The following is a 17790-nucleotide window of genomic DNA, read 5'->3' as shown; positions in this document are numbered from 1 at the left end:
TCCCGGCCTGGCGGGGGCCCCGCCCCCCCCCCCCCCCCCCCCCCCCCCCCCCAAACCCCCCCCCCCCCCCCCCCCCGGGCCCAAATCAAAGGCGGGCTAAACCCCCTTTGCCCCCAGGGCTATCCACGACCAGGTACACGGAGAGGAGCCCGTCGGCGTGGGGGTACCGACGGGCTCCTCGGTCTTCGGTTCTACCGGCTCACCGAGCGCTCCGGCTCACACTGTGGTGCCGGCGAAGGTCCGGCCGAGTGCGCGTACGGTCCACCCTGCCGCCTGCCACCGCTCCACCGGCAACGCGTTGCGGCCGTCGAGGATCCGTGGGCTGCGCACCGTCGCGGCCAGCACCTCGGGGTCGAGGTCGCGGTACTCCTGCCATTCGGTGAGATGGAGGATCAGGTCGGCCTGTTCGCACGCCTTGTCGACGTCGAGGGCGTAGTCCAGGGTCGGGAACACGGCGCGGGCGTTGTCGATCGCGACGGGATCGTGGACGCGGACCCGGCCGCCCTGCAGCTGGATCGCGGCGGCGACGTTGAGCGCGGGGGAGTCCCGTACGTCGTCGCTGTCGGGCTTGAAGGCCGCGCCGAGCACCGCGATGTTGCGGCCGAGGAAGGAGCCGCCGACGAGTTCGCGGGCCAGGTCGACGGTACGCAGCCGTCGCCGCATGTTGATCTCGTCGACCTCTTTGAGGAAGGCCATCGAGTCCTGTACGCCGAGTTCTGCCGCGCGGGCCAGGAAGGCGCGAATGTCCTTCGGCAGGCAGCCGCCTCCGAAGCCCAGGCCCGCGGACAGGAAGCGCGGGCCGATGCGGGCGTCGTAACCGATGGCCTTGGCGACGGTGGTGACATCGCCGCCGGCTGCATCGCAGACGTCCGCGATGGCGTTGATGAAGGAGATCTTGGTGGCGAGGAAGGCGTTGGCGGACACCTTGACGAGCTCGGCCGTGGCGAGGTCGGTGGAGATCCACGGTGTGCTGTCGCTGTCGAGTATGGGGGCGTAGACAGCGCGCAGCAGGTCCTCGTCGGCCGGGGAGGTGACGCCGACGACCAGCCGGTCGGGGTGCAGGGTGTCCTGGACCGCGAAGCCCTCGCGGAGGAACTCGGGGTTCCAGGCCAGCGTGGCAGCCGTCCCGACCGGGGCGAGGGTCCGGATCCGCTCGGTGACGTATGCCGCGGTGCCGACGGGGACGGTGGACTTCCCGACGACCAGCGTGTCGCGGTGCAGATGCGGGGCGAGGCCATCGACGACGGCGTCGATGTAGCGCATGTCGGCGGCGTTGGACCCGGGCTTCTGCGGGGTGCCGACGCAGATGAAGTGGACGTCACCGAACTCGGCGGCCTCGGTGAGCGAGGTGGAGAAGCGCAGCCTGCCCGCTTCGACGTTGCGGGCCAGTATCTCGTCCAGACCCGGTTCGTGGAACGGGGTCCGGCCGGCGGCCAGTGCTTCGATCTTGGCGGTGTCGACATCGACACCGAGGACGTCATGACCGATCTCGGCCATGCAGGCGGCGTGGACGGCACCGAGATACCCGGTGCCTATGACGGTGAGACGCATGTGGGGGGCCTCCTCGTAATGCGGATCAGACGGTGGGGGAACCGCTGGAGTAGCCGTTGGGGTGGAGCTGCTGGAAACGCCAGGCATCGGCGCACATGGCGGTGAGGTCGCGGGTGGTCCGCCAGCCCCAGGCGCGCTCGACGCGGCCGGGGTCGGCGATGAGGGTGGGCACGTCACCGGCGCGGCGTGCCTGGATGCGGTACGGGACGGGGGCGCCGACGGCCTTGGTGAACTCGGCCAGCAGCTCCAGGACCGATGCGCCGATCCCGGTACCGAGGTTGAACACCCGCAGGCCCTGCTCGTCGTCGAGGTGCTCGAGGGCGACACGGTGGCCGTCGGCGACATCGGAGACGTGGATGTAGTCGCGTACTCCGGTGCCGTCGGGGGTGGGGTAGTCGTCGCCGAAGACGGGCAGTTCGGTGAGGCGCCCGACGGCGACCTGGGCCATGTAGGGCAGCACGTTGTTCGGTATCCCGGTCGGGTCCTCGCCGATCTCCCCGCTCGGGTGGGCGCCGATCGGATTGAAGTAGCGCAGGGCGATCACCGACAGCTCGGGGTACCTGGCGCACGCATCGGCGAGCAGTTGTTCACACAGGTACTTGGTCCGCGCATACGGGTTGGCGGGGGCGGCGGGGTCGTCCTCGTCCAGCGGGACCTTCGGGGTCTCGCCGTAGATCGAGCAGGACGAGGAGAACACCAGTCGGTGCACTCCGTGCTGGACCATGGCCCGGAGCAGGGTGACGGTGCCGCTGACGTTGATGTCGTAGTACTCCAGCGGGATACGGGTCGATTCGCCCACGGCCTTCTTGGCGGCGAAGTGGATGACCGAGTCGATCTCGTGGGCGGTGAACACGGCGTCCAGCGCCGCGCCGTCCCGCAGATCGGCCTGGTGGAACACCAGAGGCCGGCCTGCCAGCTTCTGCACCGCGTCCAGGGCCGGGGGCGAGCTGTTGGAGAAGTCATCGACGACGATGACCTCGTGACCGTGCTGGAGGAGCTCCACACAGGTGTGGCTGCCGATGAAGCCGGCGCCACCGGTGACAAGGACGGTCTGGGGCACAGGAGTTCTCGCTTTCGTCGGGCGCGGCTACCAGCCGAGGAACGCGCTGGCGTAGGCGGGGTAGCGGGCGATGGCGATGGTGACGGGCACGGCCGCGAGCACGGCCGCCACCAGCGGGACCGCCACGGTGCTGCGCACCGCGGTGCGCAGCCGTACTCCGGCGGCGCGGGCGGCTTCCCCGGCGTGCAGCAGCGGAACGAGGAGTCCCACGACCGTGTATGTCGTCGATCCCAGCAGGCACAGGAAGACGTAGCCGGCCGCGTGTGTCCAGGTCTCCGCGTAGAGGGCGGCGGCTGCCAGCAGCACGTTCGTCGTCAGGTAGGGGAGCGTCAGCCGCAGGGGAAGGGGTTCCAGGCCGAGGGCGGACTTGGGAGTGACCTTGAAGGTGATCTGCCGGGGCCTGATCTTCTGGACGACCGCCGCTGTCACTCCCCAGGCGATCAGTGGCCAGCGCGTCAGGCAGTAGAGGTTGTTCTCCCAGCTGATGACAGGAGCGCGCCGGGGACGCAGCAGTCCTCGGCGCCGCAGCAGAAGGGCCAGCGCGAGCACCCAGGCCGAGATCGACCACCAGCGCAGCAGGAACTCGACGTAGTCGACGTGAATCCACGGGGTGCCGGTGACCGCGGCGACGGGCGCCAGAGCCATACCGGCCACCGTGGTCGTCGCCAGCAGCACGTAGTACGACAGGGCGTACAGGAACCGCAGCCGCAGTTTCCACGGCAGCCTGGGCAGGTGCCGGGGAACGAGGTCGAGCAGGACGGTGGTCAGGCTGCGCGACCACTGGAACTCCTGGACCAGCATGGCCGAGAAGGTCAGCGGACCGTCACCGTGCGCTTCGGCGTCGATGGCGAAGGCACCGTGCCAGCCCGCGGAGTTGAGCAGAAAGCTGGTGGAGAAGTCCTCTGCCAGCTCTGGGCCGATGCCGCCGATGGAACGCAGTGCCTGGGTACGCACCGCGTAGTGCGAGCCGATGCACGCCGGCGCCAGCCCCGCGCTGTGTCCCAGCTGCGCCGGGCCGTGGAACGTCGCCTCCCGGTGCAGCCGGCCGCGCGCCGCCCAGGACAGCTCGGCGTTGGAGTCGCAGACGCTCGGCGCGGCGACGTAGCCGATCGCCTCGTCGGCGAAGGGCCGGACCATCTCGGCGAGGTAGCCGGGCTCGGGGACGTGGTCACAGTCGAGCTGCGCCACCACGTCGTAGTCCCAGTAGCCGATCTGGTCGTAGAAGTAGGCGAGGTTGCCTTCCTTGCATCGGGTCCTGCGGGGCCAGGTGGTCCGGTGGTAGTCCGGCACCTCGAAGCGGGTCGCCACGCCGACGTCGTTGTCGTCGCACCAGATACGTATCTCGTCGGTCGGCGACTCGTCGCACAGCCACACGTCGAAGGGGTGAGGGTAGCGCTGGTCGAGCATCGCCCGGAGGGTGGTCCTTGCGACGTCCCACGGTTCGGACGGCGCCCGCGTCACCACGAATGCCACGCGCAGCTGCGGGATGCCGATCGAAGGGTCCACCCGCTTGAGCCGGTTGACACCGACCATGAAGTAGACGGGCATCACGGACAGGTAGAGCAGCACCGTGCCGTTGATCGCGAGACCCGGCCAGCCGACCCGGTGCGACGGCTCGAGCAGCCAGGCCCAGAACAGCCCCAGGCAGGTCAGCCAGCCGGCGGTCAGCACGGCGACCACGATCCGGTCGGCACGGCCAAGGACCGGTACGAACGTACGGCTGAGAAGCCGGCGGGACCAACCGGAGGAACGGTCGAACACCGGCCCGCTCGGCGGGATCCCGACGACGTGGCCGTCGGAGAGTGTGAGCACGGCCTCGGCCAGCTGTTTGCCGTCCAGTGCGGGGGCGACGAGGGAGCCGCCGCCGCGGACCGCGGGGAGGAGGGAAGACGCCGTGGAGGTGGAGGTGGAGGAATCGGAACTGGAACCGGAACTGGAAGGGGACGGTCCGGCGCCTGGACGCAGAACGCTCATCTGCTGGACTCCGAGGATGTCGCTCCCGCCGGCCGCAGGGGGGAGGCGGCCGGCGGGGAAGAAGGGGACGTGAGATGACGGAAGGGCCTCAGGCTCAGGCGGCCTGTACGACGCCGGCCGTGCCCTGCGCGGGAACCACCGCGCCGTCGAGTTGCCCTCCCGCGATCGCCTCGCGAGCGGCCTCGACCTCCTCGGGCCGGCCCTGGAAGTACTGCACGGTACGGCGGAGCCCGTCCTCGTCGGAGACGACCGGCTCCCAGCCCAGTACTTGCTGCGCCCGGGTGATCAGGGGACGGCGGCGGGCGGGGTCGTCGACCGGCAGCGGGTGGTACTCGATGGTGCTGTCGGCCTTGGTCAACTGCAGTACCAGCTCGGCGAGTTCGCCCACCGTGCGCTCATGCGGATTGCCCAGGTTGACGGGGCCCGGGTCGGTGGAGTCGATCATCGCGACGATGCCACGGATGAGATCGTCGACGTAGCAGAAACTGCGGGTCTGCGAGCCGTCGCCGTAGATCGTGAGCGGATCACCGTTCAGCGCCTGCGAGATGAAGCTGGTCACCACCCGGCCGTCGTGCGGGCGCATCCGGGGGCCGTAGGTGTTGAAGATCCGGACGATCCCGGTGTTGGCCTGGGAAGTTCGCCGGTGCGCACTGGTCAGCGCCTCTGCGAAGCGCTTCGCCTCGTCGTAGATGCTGCGTGGACCGATGGGGTTCACATGTCCCCAGTAGTCCTCGGTCTGCGGGTGGACCTGCGGGTCGCCGTAGACCTCGCTCGTGGAGGCCAACACGAAGCGTGCTCCGCTGCGTTGAGCCAGCGCCAGTCCCTGCTCGGTGCCGCGACTGCCGACCGCCAGCGTCTCCAAAGGCATGCGGTGGTAGTCGGGCGGGGAGGCGGGACTCGCAAGGTGGGCCACGGCGTCCACAGGAACCGTGACGGGTATTTCCTCGGACACATCGGCCATGATGAATTCGAATTCATCATGACTCATCAGGTGTTCAATGTTTTCGCGCCGACCAGTTGACAGATTGTCGACGCAGATGACCGAATCGCCGCGATTGATCAGGGCATCGCACAAATGCGACCCCAGGAATCCGGCGCCTCCGGTGACGACGATACGCACGATTCTCCTCGAAATGTGGGGGGAGACAGGGGGTGAGGGCGAGGGCGATTTCCCGTAGCAAAGGAAGCATCTATGCGGGAATGAGAGTTCCAGTGCAGTAATGGAAATGCCCGTCGTGCTCGGTAACTATCGCACTCCAAGGAGTTAGTGGTCTAGGCCTTTTAGGGTGTGATGGTCGTCACATTACCCACCCGACCCGGTGCCCACCTCTTGCGTTAATTGGACCCGCCACCTATGTTGCGGACTTGTTTCTGGAGTGCTGCTTTCTGTGCGTACCCTTAGAATTCGAACGGGAGTCCGTCGGCGGTCATGCCGGCCCGCCATCCGGAAATGGTGCCCATTCGCTCCAGAATACGAGGAGGTGTGAAATGGCGCCTTTTCTGCCTGGTCGCCAATCAGGGTGTAGGTGTTGTACCGTTAATGTGGCGGGCGGCCGTTGCCGCATTCCCTGTCGTATGGACACTTTCGGACGGGAGTGAGCTTGCTGTCACGGAGAAGACTGCTGGCCGCGCTGCCTTTGCTGGCCGCCCCGGTGGACCTCGGCTGCCAAGCGAAGGATGAGGCCGAGCTGGCCCCGATCGCGATGACCTCGCCGGCTCCCCCGCTGCGCGGCGTGGACCTGTCCAGCACTCTGCAGGCGGAGTCCGCGGGCCAGAAGTACAAGGACAAGAGGAAGTCCGCTCCGGTGGAGCGCCTCCTCGCCGCTCGCGGCGCGAACCTGATGCGCCTGCGGGTCTGGGTCGATCCCTCGTCCGGCGGCTACGACCTCGCCTCGGCCATCGAGTTGGCCCGCCGGGCCCGCAGCGCCGGCATGGGTGTGCTGCTCGACCTGCACTACTCCGACACCTGGGCCGACAACGCCCACCAGACGACGCCCGCCGCGTGGGCGGGCATGGACTGGCATACGCTCGCCGCCACCGTCCGCACCTATACGCGCGACACCGTGCGGGCGTTCGCCACGCAGGGCATCCCGCTGGACATGGTCCAGATCGGCAACGAGGTCACCAACGGCATGTTGTGGCCCAACGGCCGGGTCCGCTACCCGCAGGGAGATTACTGGGCCGGCTTCGTCGAGCTGCTCCGGGCCGGTCTTCAGGGAGCCGCGGAGGGCTCGTCGTCCGAGCTGCGCACCCTCGTCCACGTGGACAACTCCGGCGAGGGCATCGACATCTACTCTTTCTACGACCAACTCGCCGCGGTCGACATCCGGTTCGACGTGATCGCTCTCTCGTACTACCCCTTCTGGCACGGTTCGCTGGCCGCCCTGCAGACCAACCTGACCGACCTCGCGAACCGTTACGGCAAGGACGTGCTCGTGGTGGAGACGGCCTATCCGTGGAAACTGCCGCCCGAGGGCGACGAGGGACAGCACCTCGTGACGAACGTCGGCCAGTTGCCGGACGGTGCCCGCTTCCCGCCCACCCCCCAGGGGCAGGCCGCCTTCTTCGACGCCCTGCGCACCGTGATCGCGCGGGTGCCCGGGGGGCACGGCCTGGGCTTTCTGGCGTGGGAGCCCGCCTGGGTACCTGGGGTGCCCTGGACATTCGGCGGGGTGAACCCCTACAGCAACCTCACCATGTTCGACTGGTCAGGAACCGGGCTCCCGTCCCTTTCCACCTTCGGCGGCTGAGTGCCGCGCTCCGGGCGGGCCAGGGGGTGTCGTTTGGATCGCCTCGGATCAGGCCGCGGCGCCTGGTGCGGTGCATCGCAAGGCGGAGCATGACCCGCGTACTGGACGCACTCGGGTCATGCGGCAACGCGGCGAGGAGCCGTGCCAGGCGTCGCGGACCCGAGGTGATCCAAACGACGCCCCCTAGGTGGTGCCAGGTCAGCCGGTGGGGTCCAGGTCGTGGGCGAGCGCCCGCAGGACCGGCCCGTACTCCGGGTGCGACAGGGCGGACGCGAACTGCGCGACCAGGTAGTCGGCCGGGTTGCCGGTGTCGTACCAACGGCCCTGGATGACCTGCCCGTACACCGCGCGGCTGCTCGCGTAGGCGTTGATGGCGTCGGCCAGATACACCTCGCCGGTGCGGTGCTCGTACCAGCGCGCGGTCTGCTCCCGCAGCTCGTCGATGATGCCGGGGGTGATCACGTAGCCACCGATGGCGGCGTACGCGGAGGGAGCGTCCGCCGCCTTGGGCTTCTCGACCAGGCCGACGATCCGCAGCAGTCCGTCGTCCAGGTCCTCCTTGACCACGGGCACGCCGTAGCGCTCGGAATCCCCCGGGGCGATGGGCAGCAGGGCCAGCACCGGGGCGTTGGTCACCTCGTAGGCGCGGATCAGTTGCTGCGCCCGGGGCACTTCGGCCACGAAGACGTCGTCCGGCCAGAGAACGATGATCGGCTCATCGCCGAAATTCCGGGCGGCGTTCAGAACGGGGGTGCCGTTGCCGTAAGGACCGTGCTGGTCGAGGTAGGTGATATGACCTTGCCGGGACAGCTCTCCGACTTCCTCCACGGCGTCCGCATAGGCGGTCTTGCCGTCGGCACGCAGCCGGTCGACAAGGTCGGGGCTGGGGCGGAAATGATCCTGGATCACGGATTTTCCGCCGGAGACCACAATGGTGATGTCCGTGATCCCTGACGCCACGAGTTCGCGCACCGTGTGCTCGATCACGGGTTTGTCGCCGACCGGCAGCATTTCCTTGGGTATTGCTTTGGTGAGGGGCAACAGGCGGGATCCGAGCCCGGCGGCAGGGATCACCGCGCGGCGAATGGTGGGGGGCACGGTATCTCTCTCCGTAAAGTGGGATGCCACGCCGAATCGGCCACGGGAATGGCATGGCGTGGCAAGGCTGAAGTACGGCTGACGAACGCGCGGAACAAGTGGGGTGTGCCGCCCGCCGAGGGGAACGTCCATGTTCCCAGGCAGACCGTTGCGGATCGCAACGGCCGCCCATGACCCGAATGGTCGGCTTATCGCTGAGCGTCCGTATGTCGGCTGAGCGCGCCTTTGCGTTCATGATCCCGAAGGGGCGATTTTGGTGGGGTCCTGATTCGACCCCAGGTATCAATTGAACCGGCGGCCGCAGCGGCCCGTCAAGGGCACACATCAGATGCGTGGATGGTCGGGAGTGAGGTGAACTGCGCTCTTCACGCCGGGTATACGTCATCGCTGACGGGACGTTCACTCCGGAGAAGCTGTCCCGGTGACCCGGACCGTCTCGGGCTCCGGCTGCCCGGCTGCCTCGGCCGCTGCGGTGGGCACCGGTGACGGTGGCGGTGCCGGTGCCGCGGTGCGTGTCGGGCGATCCGGAGCAGGGCCTCGTTTCGCCGCCCACCTCACCGCCCTGGTCGGCGACGACACGAAACAGGCCGCCGCCCACGCCACCCGGGTCTACTTCGTCGTCCGTACCCGCGAGGCCGGACTCTCGGTCGAGGAGGTCCGCCGGACCGCGCCGGACCGCGCGCGCGAGATGGTCGGCTACCGGCTCTTCCGCGACATGATGGCCGACAACGCGCCGGCGCCCACCGCGAAGAGCGCGGCCCGCAAGGGCGCGATGAACTACCTCACCGGGCCGGAGCCGCGAAAGCTCGACCGGCTCGTCGGCCGGCGGCCACTCGCAGGCGGACAATCGGGACTACGACTGGCTGCCGGGCAATGTGGCGCCGTCCATGAAGTCCGTCCACCCGAAGATCGCGGGTGCCCGGCTGGACGCCGACTGCCTGAGCACTCGCTGTAGTTGGCTGGTCCTGACCGCCCGGCCGACCCGTCAGGGTTGGGCCGCTCTCGAACGGGGCCTGAGTATCCGTACTCAGGCCCCCGCTGCCATGCCATGGAAACCTGAAATCATGAAAACCGGATGGACCGCCCGCTGGGTGAAGGGCACTGCCGTGTCGGCGGTGGCCGCCGTCACGTCCTATTGGATCTGGACGTCGGGCAGGGAGTGGGCGTCGGATGTGACAGTGGCCAATCAGGACGCGCTCCTCGCCGGATCCCTGGAGTTGCTGCTGGCGGGGCTCGCCGGGGTGGCGTCGATGCCGCTACTGCTGTGGGCGGGCATGCGGGTGACGAAGGAGCGGGGCAACCACCTGCTCGTGATGTTCGGCGCGATGGCGTGGCTCTTCGTCGGGGGACATGTGGTCGAAACCCGCGTCGGCGCTGCAGGTACCGCCCTGTTCCTGGCCCTGTTCGCGGTCCTCGGCGGTCTGCTGGCAGGGGTCCGGATGCCGAGCGAGTAAGCGGCCTGCGGCGGTCATTCAGGCGTTCCCGTACGCCTCGTCGACGACCCTCCCCCGCTACGTCGAGTGGGCCTCGGCCTCCGCCCAAGGGTCCTTGCACCAAGCACGTGGATGAGTACCCGGCTCATCCCGGCACCACCCCGGCTCATCCCGGCACGATAGCAACCCCACGATCGCGCTCAATGGCGCCCCGCGGGGCATTGCCCGCCCGGAAGACCTGGTGGCCCCCCTGCCCGCAGCAGCCCTCACGCGACCGGCGCCAGCCACATTCGGGGGGTACACGCTCCATGGCCTGTTCAGAAGACCCTAATGGCCAGGAGCAAGACAGGCGTACGGCAGGCGGGCCGCCAGCTCCTCCGCCAAGTCGCCGCATCGGCTGGCAATCACCGCCGCCGTGACAGCTTCAGGTTGCGCTGACAGGCGGCGAGAGTCGGCCGAGGCGCCATGGCGACACCCTGCACCAGCTAGGTCGGAAATTCGCAACTCCTCGACGCCGACCGGTAAGTCGGCGAATCATCATCCCCAGCGGCGCCACCACTGTCGGGCCGTTCCTGCCGATCAGCACGACCAACACCCGCACGGACACCCTCGTCTTTGGGCGGCGGCGTGGGCGTCGTGGCCGTCGGCAACGCCAGCACCGTCCCTGCCTCGAACCTGACCGGGGGTGGCGTCCTGTACGCCGAGGGCCGGCGCTCTGAAGTGGCGCGGCTCGTCGGGCACTGTCACCACGATCGCGCTGGCCTGAGAGGGCGCTTTCGTGTGTCCGGGGATACCCGTCAGCGTGTACCCCTTCAGCGCAGGGCGCCGATGGCCTTCACGATCAGGGCGCGCGCGTCGGCGCCGTACACCGCCATGCTCCGCAGCTCCTCGAACGCCTTCAGGTACAGGCCGATCTCCGACGGCTGGGTGACCTGAACACGAGCCGCGAGCAACTCGACCGAGACGAGGGTCTCGTCATACACGTGGAACACCTCGTGCGGCCACATCGGTCGCTCCGGTGTTGCGCTGGGGATGATGCCCAACGACACCTGCGGCAGCGCGCCGGCGGTGAGCAGATAGCCGAGCTGCGCGGCCATCGCGTCCTGGTCGCCCAACTGGTAGTAGAGCACCCCCTCCTCGACGACCATCACGAAGCGGTGCCCCGGCTCGTGGATGATGCGCGAGCGCTCAAGGCGTGCCGCCACCGCGTCCGCGACATCGTCGGGGATGTCGCGGAACCTCATGATCGACGCCATCAGTCCCAGCGCATAGCCCTCGGTCTGGAGCAGGCCGGGAACCATGGTGGGCGAGTAGACCCGGAACAGCTTCGTCGACTTGAACAGCGGGACGTAGCTGTTCTGCAGCTGCTTCAGGCCGGTGCGTACCTTGCGCCGCCACTCCATGTACATGGACTCAGCGGTACGAGACTGAGCGATGATGTCGTCGGCCTGCCCGCCGACGCCGCACGCCTCGCACCAGAGGCGGATGTCGTCAGCAGAGGGCGGTGTGCGGGCGCCCTCGATCCGGTAGGTCTTCGGGTGGGACCAGCCGCAGCGCGCGGCCAGCTCAGGCCCGGTGATCCCGGCGTCGGCACGGAGTTCTTTCAGGCGCCCGGCGACTGCTTCGCGGGCGGCCTGGGCCGAGGATGACGGGGAGATGGGCATGAACTGGCCTGTTCACCTTCGCGCTAGCTGATCTTGTAGTTGTCGTGCGGGACGCCGCGATCCCACACCGCTTCGAAGGCGTCGGCGCACAGCTTCGCCGCGGCCGGATCCTCGCTGATCTCCCCGCCCGCGGAGGCTCCGTTTCCGGCGAAGTGATTCCACCGGATCAGCCGGGCGTCGATCAGCCAGAAGTCGTTGCCCGGCAGGGCGATGTCCGAGGCCTGACGGCGCGGCAGCCATCGCACTTGTTCGCCGGCGGCGACGTTGGTGAACGTGCCGTCGTACAGGAACCGGGTGTACTCGCTGACCGGTTCGGACACGATCCGGGCTCGGCGCACGACGATGCCGCGGCCCACGGTCTCCTGGATCAGGTCGAGCCACGGCCGCCACCAGGACGCGCGGTCCGCCGGGTCGTGGCGGTAACCGTTCCTCCACTCGGCGAACGGCCCCTTCTCGTAGTCGACAGCATAGGCGTCGCGCATCTCCAGGTGGACGGCCGTACTCACTGCCGTTCTGAGGAGTTCAGGGAACGTCGGGACGCTCGACGGCATCGCACGCCTCCCTGATCATGTCCACCATCCTGGCGGGGATACGGATCACAGCCTCGTGGTCAGGAATGCCCACCGCGTGGCCGGATACCTCGAACCGCGCGCACTCCGCTTCGAGTTCCGGGCCCGGCTTCCAGCCTTGGAGCACGAGTTCCTTCTTCTCCTGGTCAACCCACACGGTGGGGCTCTCGCCGTCGCCGGTGTTCGGGTCGATCCCGATGAACTGTAGGTCCATGGTCGCCTCTGTCACTGGTCGTGTTCAGGGATGTACACCACCGTCATGCGCAGTAGCTGGCTGGTCAAGGGCGCAAAGTAGTCGCGTGTTCATCGGTGCACATTGCTGGAAGTGGTGCACACGACGCTTCTAGCGTCGTGGCCAGCGGCAGCCCGACCCTTCTGCCCGTGCACACGCCGCTCTCCGGTGCCTGGGCAGGCCCATGCCAGCGGAGGCACGCGGATGAAGACGACCATGGACCCGCCCATCACGCTCGAACTCCCGCTCAGCGAACCGGACCCGGCGCCGGGCTGTGATGTCTGCGAGGCGCTGGCCCGGCAGCGAGCCGAGTTCACGGCCGCGGGGAATCCGTCCAAGGCGACGGACTGCAGTGTCGAGATCCGCAACCACCCCCACGGGGACGGCGCACTGTGAGCGGCACCCGGTGGGAGTGGCGCGACTCCGGGAGCGCGTCCGGCCACATGCAGCGGGTCGCCGACAGCGGCACGTACAACCGCGTCCAGGCCGCGTACCGCGCGTACATCAACCACGCCACCGCGTGCGCCGGGTGCGGGCACGGGGAGACGAAGTGCGCGACGGCGGACGAGCTGTGGTGTTCGTACCGCGCCGCGCGGACATAGACCCCCGCCCGTCTCCGCACCCCGTGAGCTCCGGGGAGCGGGCGGGACCAGGCCCCGGCCGGACGCTGATCCGGTCGGGGCCACTCCATGTCTTGATCGTTTGCCGCTCGGGCCAGCAGCGGGCCAGCTAACGATCTCCAAGCCCTCGAAACGCACCGAAGGCCCAGGCCAGATTGTCTCTGACCTGGGCCTTGTCGGTAGACCCTGTGGGACTCGAACCCACAACCAATGGATTAAAAGTCCACTGCTCTGCCAATTGAGCTAAGGGTCCACGCATCGGTCCACGGGGATCCGGTTGGGGATCCTGTGACGATGCATCCCCGAGCATAGCCGGACGTGGCCGGGACTCCGATCGGGTATCGGGGCCCGGCCGCGCCAAAAGCGGACACGGCTGGGGATCAACAGCGCACAAGGTTACGGATCGACCGGTTCTGGCGGGCCCTTGCGGGCCGCTTCGCGGGCGAGGGTGCGTTCGTGGGCGGGGTTGAGGAACCAGTGGCGGGCCGAGGCGAGCCACCAGGTGGTGGCGAAGCCGAGGACGACGAGGACGGCGACCGGGGCGTAGTTGAAGGTCTCCCAGGTGACCGGGGAGACCTGGGGGAGCATGAAGAGGATCGTGATGGCCACCACCCAGGCGACGGACACGACGCCGATCGGGCGGGACCAGCGGCCCAGGTGCCAGGGGCCGCGTTCGAAGGCCTCGCCCTTGCGGATCCGCAGCAGGGTGGGGATGACGTACGCGATGTAGAGGCCGATGACGGCGATGGAGGTCACCGCCGCGTACGCCGTGACATTGATCAGGTACGGGAGGCCGAGGACCAGGGCGCCCAGTGCGGCCAGCCAGACCGCCGCCACCGGCGTCCGTGTGCGCGGGTTCACGGTGTGCCAGAGGTGCGAGAAGGGCAGCGCGCCGTCGCGTGAGAAGGCGTAGATCATGCGGGAGTTGGCCGTGACCGACGCCATACCGCAGAACAGCTGCGCGCCGATCACCACGAGCAGGAGCAGTTTGCCGGTCGTCGCGCCCAGCGCGTCGAGCAGGATCTGGGCCGGCGGCACCCCCGTCGGCGACCCGAGGGCACCGTCGTAGGACTGGATCGCGAAGGTGAAGCCGAGGAGGAGGACGAAGCCCGCGATCCACGAGGTCCAGATCGAGCGGACGATGCCCTTGGGGCCGGCCGTAGACGCGTCGTGCGTCTCCTCCGTCATGTGGGCGGAGGCGTCGTAGCCGGTGAAGGTGTACTGCGCCATCAGCAGGCCGAGTGCGACGACGTACACGCCGCTGCCCCAGCCCGTGTTGTTCACGAACTCCGTGAACACGAAGGAGGCGGACTGGTGTTCGTCCGGGACGAAGGTCAGCGCGCCGACGATGACCAGCACGCCCAGTACGTGCCACCACACGCTGACGTTGTTGAGGAGGCCGACGATGCGGACCCCGAAGGTGTTCAACAGCCCGTGCAGGACCAGGATCCCGGCGAACAGCAGCACCGTGCGGCCCGGGGTGACCCCGAAGTCGAACTGGAGGTTCAGGTAGGCGCCCAGGAAGGACGCCGCGCCGAAGTCGATGCCGGCGGTCACCGCGACCTGGCCGAGGACGTTGAACCAGCCCGTGAACCAGGCCCAGGCGGCGGCCGTACGGGGCGGGGCCAGGCGGTGGGCCCAGAAGTACAGGCCCGCGGACGTCGGGTACGCCGAACAGATCTCGGCCATCGCGAGGCCGACGAACAGCGTCATCAGGCCGACGGCGACCCAGCCCCAGGTGATCACGGCGGGGCCGCCGGTGTTCATGCCGAACAGATAGAGCGTCAGGCAGCCCGACAGGACCGAGATGATCGTGAAGGAGACCGCGTAGTTGGAGAACGCCGACATACGGCGGGCGAGAACCTGCGTGTAGCCGAGCTGGGCGAGCCGTTCTTCGTCCGACAGCCCACTCGCTCCGGCATCACGCGCGGATTGCGCGGAGTTTGTCATGCCCCCAGCGATTCCCTCGCCGGGGGCCTGACATGCGTCGGACCGTGGCCGAAAACTGCGCCTAGAAGATCCCCTTGTATCCCTGCCAGCCGGTGGCGATCTTCACGCGCGCGGCGAACGAGCCCTTGCCGTTACCGGTCTGGCGGTAGAGATTGCCCGCGGTGTCCCGCGCGACCAGGTCGTTCTTCCCGTCCCCCGTGATGTCACCGGCACCGACGACCGCGTTGTACGTAGCCCCCCAGTTGGAGAAGACCTTCACGCGCTCCTTCACCTGGCCCGTGCCCGTGCCGTCGTAGCGCCACAGCGTTCCGGCCTTGTCCAGCGCCAGCACGTCCCCGAAGCCGTCACCGGTCAGGTCACCGGCACCGACGATCTTCTTGTACGTCGGCCACGTACGGATCTTGACGCCCGTCTTGAGCTTGCCGGCACCGTTGTTGGCGAACAGGTAGATGTCGCCGGTCGACGTCTTGCGTGCCAGCAGGTCGGTACGGCCGTCTCCGGTCAGGTCGCCGGGCGCGGTGAGGACGTTGTACGCGTTCCAGCCCGTGCCGAGTGAGGTGTGGCTGTTCGACGGGGTGTACGCCGCACCGCACCGGCCGGCGTAGCGGCGCAGCTCACCGTTCGGCATCTTGACCAGCATCTCGGCGCACCGGTCGGTCCCCATGTCGCCGAACGGCACGGCAACGGTCCCGGCGGGCCAGCCGGACCCGGACGCCTTCCAGTCGAAGGTGCCCTTGCCCTTGGTGTAGTTCAGGGCCAGGGAGCCCGAGGAGTTGAGCGTGACGAGTTCGCCGTAGCTGTAGCCGCCCTGGTCGTGGTGGCCCTGCCGACCGCCGTTGAGCCCGATCGTGCCGCTCGTGGTGTAGGTGCCCGAACCCTCGGTGGCCTTGGCGGTCAGGGCCCAGGTGAAGCCGCCGTTGTACGCGTACGTGCCCGCGTCCGTCTTCCCGTCCCAGGCGACGTCGATGTCAGCGCCGGTGCCGGTGAGGGTTCGCACGGCCCGTCCCGCGGAGTCCTTCACCGTGAAGGTCCAGGCGGCCTGCTTGTTGAGCTGCCAGGTGCTGTTCCAGAAGTTGTCCTTGGCGTCCAGGTAGGTGTCGTCCACCTCGGACTCGATCACCCCCAGCGACTGCGACGGCACCCCGCTCTGCACGATCCGGACCGTCTTGTCCTGGTCGACGTACGCGATGTCGCCGCCGAACTTGTCCACCGACCAGCTCAGCCGCCGCTGGTCGGCCGTGTTCCCGGCGGGCAGGTCGGCGATGGCGCGCGCGGCCGCGGAGGTGCCGGAGTGGTAGTCCGTCAGCATCAGCTTGCCGGCGCCCCGGTCGTGCTGGACGAGGTAGCCGTCGCCGACCAGCGCGGGGCCGGAGGGCACCGTGATGTTCTTCTTCGCCGTACGGTCGTACACACCCGCGGCTCCCGTCGGACCGCAGTTCCAGTACATCCAACGGCCGACGACCTGAAGCTCCTTGACCGTGCAGGGCGCGCCCGTGGCGACCGTCTGCACCGTCTTCTTCGTCTCCAGGTTGTACGCCGTGACGACCCCGTTGCCCGAGCCGGGCGTCCACAGCGTCGAGCCCCACACGGAGGCGGCGGTGATGGAACGGGTCAGCCGCACGTCCTCGTAGAAGTACGGGTTGACGGAGTCGACGTACTGCTTGCCGGTGGAGGCCGCGTTGTAGACGTAGAACCGGCCGGTCGCGTCGACGAAACGGCCGCCGGTCACCGCCGGTTCCTCCGTCCCGCTCAGCGAGCTCTCCGTCATGTACAGCTGGGCGACCTGCTTGCCGACGCCGTCCTCCATGAAGTAGCCGACGAACGTGTTGCCGAGGGAGCGCATCGGTACGCAGCCCTCCGCACCCGCGTCGCAGGGCACCCGTTCCACATGGTCGCCGCCCGCGTAGGTCTCGGCATATCCGCGGCTGGTCTTCTCCAGCACCGTGGAGCCGTCGGCCGAGATCCGGCGGCCGATCACCCACTGGTAGCCGCTCGGGGTGTTCTCCACGGTGGTCAGGAAACCGCCCGCGTAGTCGACGCCCCACACGCCGTCCGTCTGGACGGGCATCGGCGTGGTGTCCGCGGACACGGGGGGTGCGGTGGTCAGCGAGCCGGCGGCCAGAGCGGCCAGGCCCACCAGAGAGCGTGCGAAGACACGCCAGGTCAAGGGTCCCTCCCCAGGGAAGTGAGAACGGCATGGCGACCGGAGACACGCACCCCCGGATCTCGTGCGCGGCAACACCGAGTCCCCCTCGGCCGCGCCCCTCCATGCAAAGTCAGATACGAACGATCTTAACAACTTCCACACAGGTTTCGGCAGGGAATTGACCGTGAACAGAAGGCCGTTGCGGCGGCGTCCCTGACGCACCGAAACCGCTGAGAACGCCGAACCCGCCGAACCCGCCGAGAATGCCGGGAACGCCGGGAACGCCGTAAGGGCTCGTACGACCGGAGTCGTACGAGCCCTTACGGATCAGTTGGTCAAGCGGTGTCAGCCGTTGCGCTTCCAGCGCGGCTTGTCGTCGCGGCGGCCGAAGGAACCGGTGGCGGTACCGGTGCCGGTGCCGCCGCGGTGGTCGTCGCGGCGGCCGGTCGGGCGGTCGTGGCCGCCGGCGCGGAGGCCGCCGGTGGGGCGGTCACCCTGGCGGTCGCGGTTGAAGGGACGGTCGCTGCCACGGTGGGTGGACGGACGCTCGTCACGACGGTCACGGTTGAAGCCACCCGAACCCGCCGAACCAGCCGAGCCACCCGACGGGCGGTCGTCACGGCGGAAGCCGCCCGAGTTGCCCGAGTTGCCCGAAGGACGCTCGTCACGACGGTCACGGTTGAAGCCACCGGAGCTGCCCGAGCCACCGGACGGACGGTCGTCGCGACGGAAGCCGCCGGAGG

15 protein-coding genes, 1 tRNA gene and 1 pseudogene are annotated in these 17790 nt (G+C 68.6%); 5 read left to right on the top strand and 12 right to left on the bottom strand.

Going from position 1 to position 17790, the window contains the following annotated elements; all coding sequences use genetic code 11:
• Window positions 1-216: 216 nt before the first annotated feature.
• The 4 genes from ACFWP7_RS30375 to ACFWP7_RS30360 form a co-directional block, all read right to left on the bottom strand.
• A complete protein-coding gene (locus tag ACFWP7_RS30375) occupies window positions 217-1551 on the bottom strand; it encodes a UDP-glucose dehydrogenase family protein (protein WP_384387719.1) in 1335 nt (444 codons plus the stop codon).
• A gap of 25 nt (window positions 1552-1576) precedes the next feature.
• Entirely contained in the window at window positions 1577-2611 is a 1035-nt protein-coding gene (gene galE / locus ACFWP7_RS30370; protein ID WP_384387716.1) for a UDP-glucose 4-epimerase GalE, read from the bottom strand.
• 27 nt (window positions 2612-2638) lie between these two features.
• Window positions 2639-4585, bottom strand: coding sequence for a glycosyltransferase family 2 protein (locus ACFWP7_RS30365; protein WP_384387713.1), 1947 nt, complete (start codon window positions 4583-4585; stop codon window positions 2639-2641).
• A gap of 94 nt (window positions 4586-4679) precedes the next feature.
• Window positions 4680-5705: a UDP-glucuronic acid decarboxylase family protein gene (locus ACFWP7_RS30360; protein ID WP_384387710.1), complete on the bottom strand. Its 1026-nt coding sequence runs from the start codon at window positions 5703-5705 to the stop codon at window positions 4680-4682.
• A gap of 481 nt (window positions 5706-6186) precedes the next feature.
• Here ACFWP7_RS30360 and ACFWP7_RS30355 point away from each other — a divergent pair, with 481 nt between their 5' ends.
• Window positions 6187-7335: an arabinogalactan endo-beta-1,4-galactanase gene (locus ACFWP7_RS30355; RefSeq protein WP_384387707.1), complete on the top strand. Its 1149-nt coding sequence runs from the start codon at window positions 6187-6189 to the stop codon at window positions 7333-7335.
• 198 nt (window positions 7336-7533) lie between these two features.
• Here ACFWP7_RS30355 and ACFWP7_RS30350 read toward each other — a convergent pair whose 3' ends face one another.
• Window positions 7534-8433 (bottom strand): UTP--glucose-1-phosphate uridylyltransferase, encoded by a 900-nt coding sequence (locus ACFWP7_RS30350; RefSeq protein WP_384387704.1) that lies wholly within the window; start codon window positions 8431-8433, stop codon window positions 7534-7536.
• A 421-nt stretch (window positions 8434-8854) separates the two neighbouring features.
• Between ACFWP7_RS30350 and ACFWP7_RS30345 the strand changes: the two genes are divergently transcribed.
• Both ACFWP7_RS30345 and ACFWP7_RS30340 read left to right on the top strand, forming a co-directional pair.
• Window positions 8855-9388, top strand: a complete 534-nt coding sequence (locus tag ACFWP7_RS30345; protein ID WP_384387701.1) for a hypothetical protein — start codon at window positions 8855-8857, stop codon at window positions 9386-9388.
• 109 nt (window positions 9389-9497) lie between these two features.
• The gene (locus ACFWP7_RS30340; protein ID WP_384387699.1) at window positions 9498-9887 is read left to right on the top strand and encodes a hypothetical protein; all 390 of its coding nucleotides are present in this window, start codon (window positions 9498-9500) and stop codon (window positions 9885-9887) included.
• 791 nt (window positions 9888-10678) lie between these two features.
• Here ACFWP7_RS30340 and ACFWP7_RS30335 read toward each other — a convergent pair.
• Genes ACFWP7_RS30335 through ACFWP7_RS30325 form a run of 3 tightly spaced genes read right to left on the bottom strand, consistent with a single transcriptional unit; the run spans window position 10679 to window position 12313 of the window.
• Window positions 10679-11530: a helix-turn-helix domain-containing protein gene (locus ACFWP7_RS30335; RefSeq protein WP_384387696.1), complete on the bottom strand. Its 852-nt coding sequence runs from the start codon at window positions 11528-11530 to the stop codon at window positions 10679-10681.
• A 23-nt stretch (window positions 11531-11553) separates the two neighbouring features.
• Entirely contained in the window at window positions 11554-12081 is a 528-nt protein-coding gene (locus ACFWP7_RS30330) for a DUF6879 family protein (RefSeq protein ID WP_384387693.1), read from the bottom strand.
• Window positions 12053-12313, bottom strand: coding sequence for a hypothetical protein (locus tag ACFWP7_RS30325; protein WP_384387690.1), 261 nt, complete (start codon window positions 12311-12313; stop codon window positions 12053-12055). The genes ACFWP7_RS30330 and ACFWP7_RS30325 overlap by 29 nt, the downstream gene beginning before the upstream one ends.
• Window positions 12314-12535: 222 nt before the next feature.
• Between ACFWP7_RS30325 and ACFWP7_RS30320 the strand changes: the two genes are divergently transcribed.
• Window positions 12536-12727, top strand: a complete 192-nt coding sequence (locus ACFWP7_RS30320) for a hypothetical protein (RefSeq protein ID WP_384387688.1) — start codon at window positions 12536-12538, stop codon at window positions 12725-12727.
• Window positions 12724-12933, top strand: coding sequence for a hypothetical protein (locus ACFWP7_RS30315; RefSeq protein ID WP_384387685.1), 210 nt, complete (start codon window positions 12724-12726; stop codon window positions 12931-12933). Before ACFWP7_RS30320 ends, ACFWP7_RS30315 begins: the two co-directional genes overlap by 4 nt.
• A gap of 198 nt (window positions 12934-13131) precedes the next feature.
• Here ACFWP7_RS30315 and ACFWP7_RS30310 read toward each other — a convergent pair.
• The 4 genes and pseudogenes from ACFWP7_RS30310 to ACFWP7_RS30295 form a co-directional block, all read right to left on the bottom strand.
• A tRNA-Lys gene (locus ACFWP7_RS30310) sits at window positions 13132-13204 on the bottom strand.
• Between the two features lie 143 nt (window positions 13205-13347).
• Window positions 13348-14901 carry an amino acid permease gene (locus ACFWP7_RS30305; protein ID WP_384387682.1) on the bottom strand — a complete coding sequence of 518 codons (1554 nt, stop codon included), beginning with the start codon at window positions 14899-14901 and terminating at the stop codon, window positions 13348-13350.
• A gap of 61 nt (window positions 14902-14962) precedes the next feature.
• On the bottom strand, window positions 14963-17068 hold the full coding sequence (locus tag ACFWP7_RS30300) for an FG-GAP-like repeat-containing protein (protein WP_384387679.1): 2106 nt from the start codon (window positions 17066-17068) through the stop codon (window positions 14963-14965).
• A 324-nt stretch (window positions 17069-17392) separates the two neighbouring features.
• Window positions 17393-17790: pseudogene (locus ACFWP7_RS30295) on the bottom strand (RNA helicase); the annotation flags it as partial.

The organism is Streptomyces sp. NPDC058470, from assembly GCF_042721055.1.
Lineage (GTDB): Bacteria > Actinomycetota > Actinomycetes > Streptomycetales > Streptomycetaceae > Streptomyces.
The sequence above is the reverse complement of the archived record's forward strand: the minus strand, read 5'-3'. Positions and strand labels throughout refer to the sequence as shown.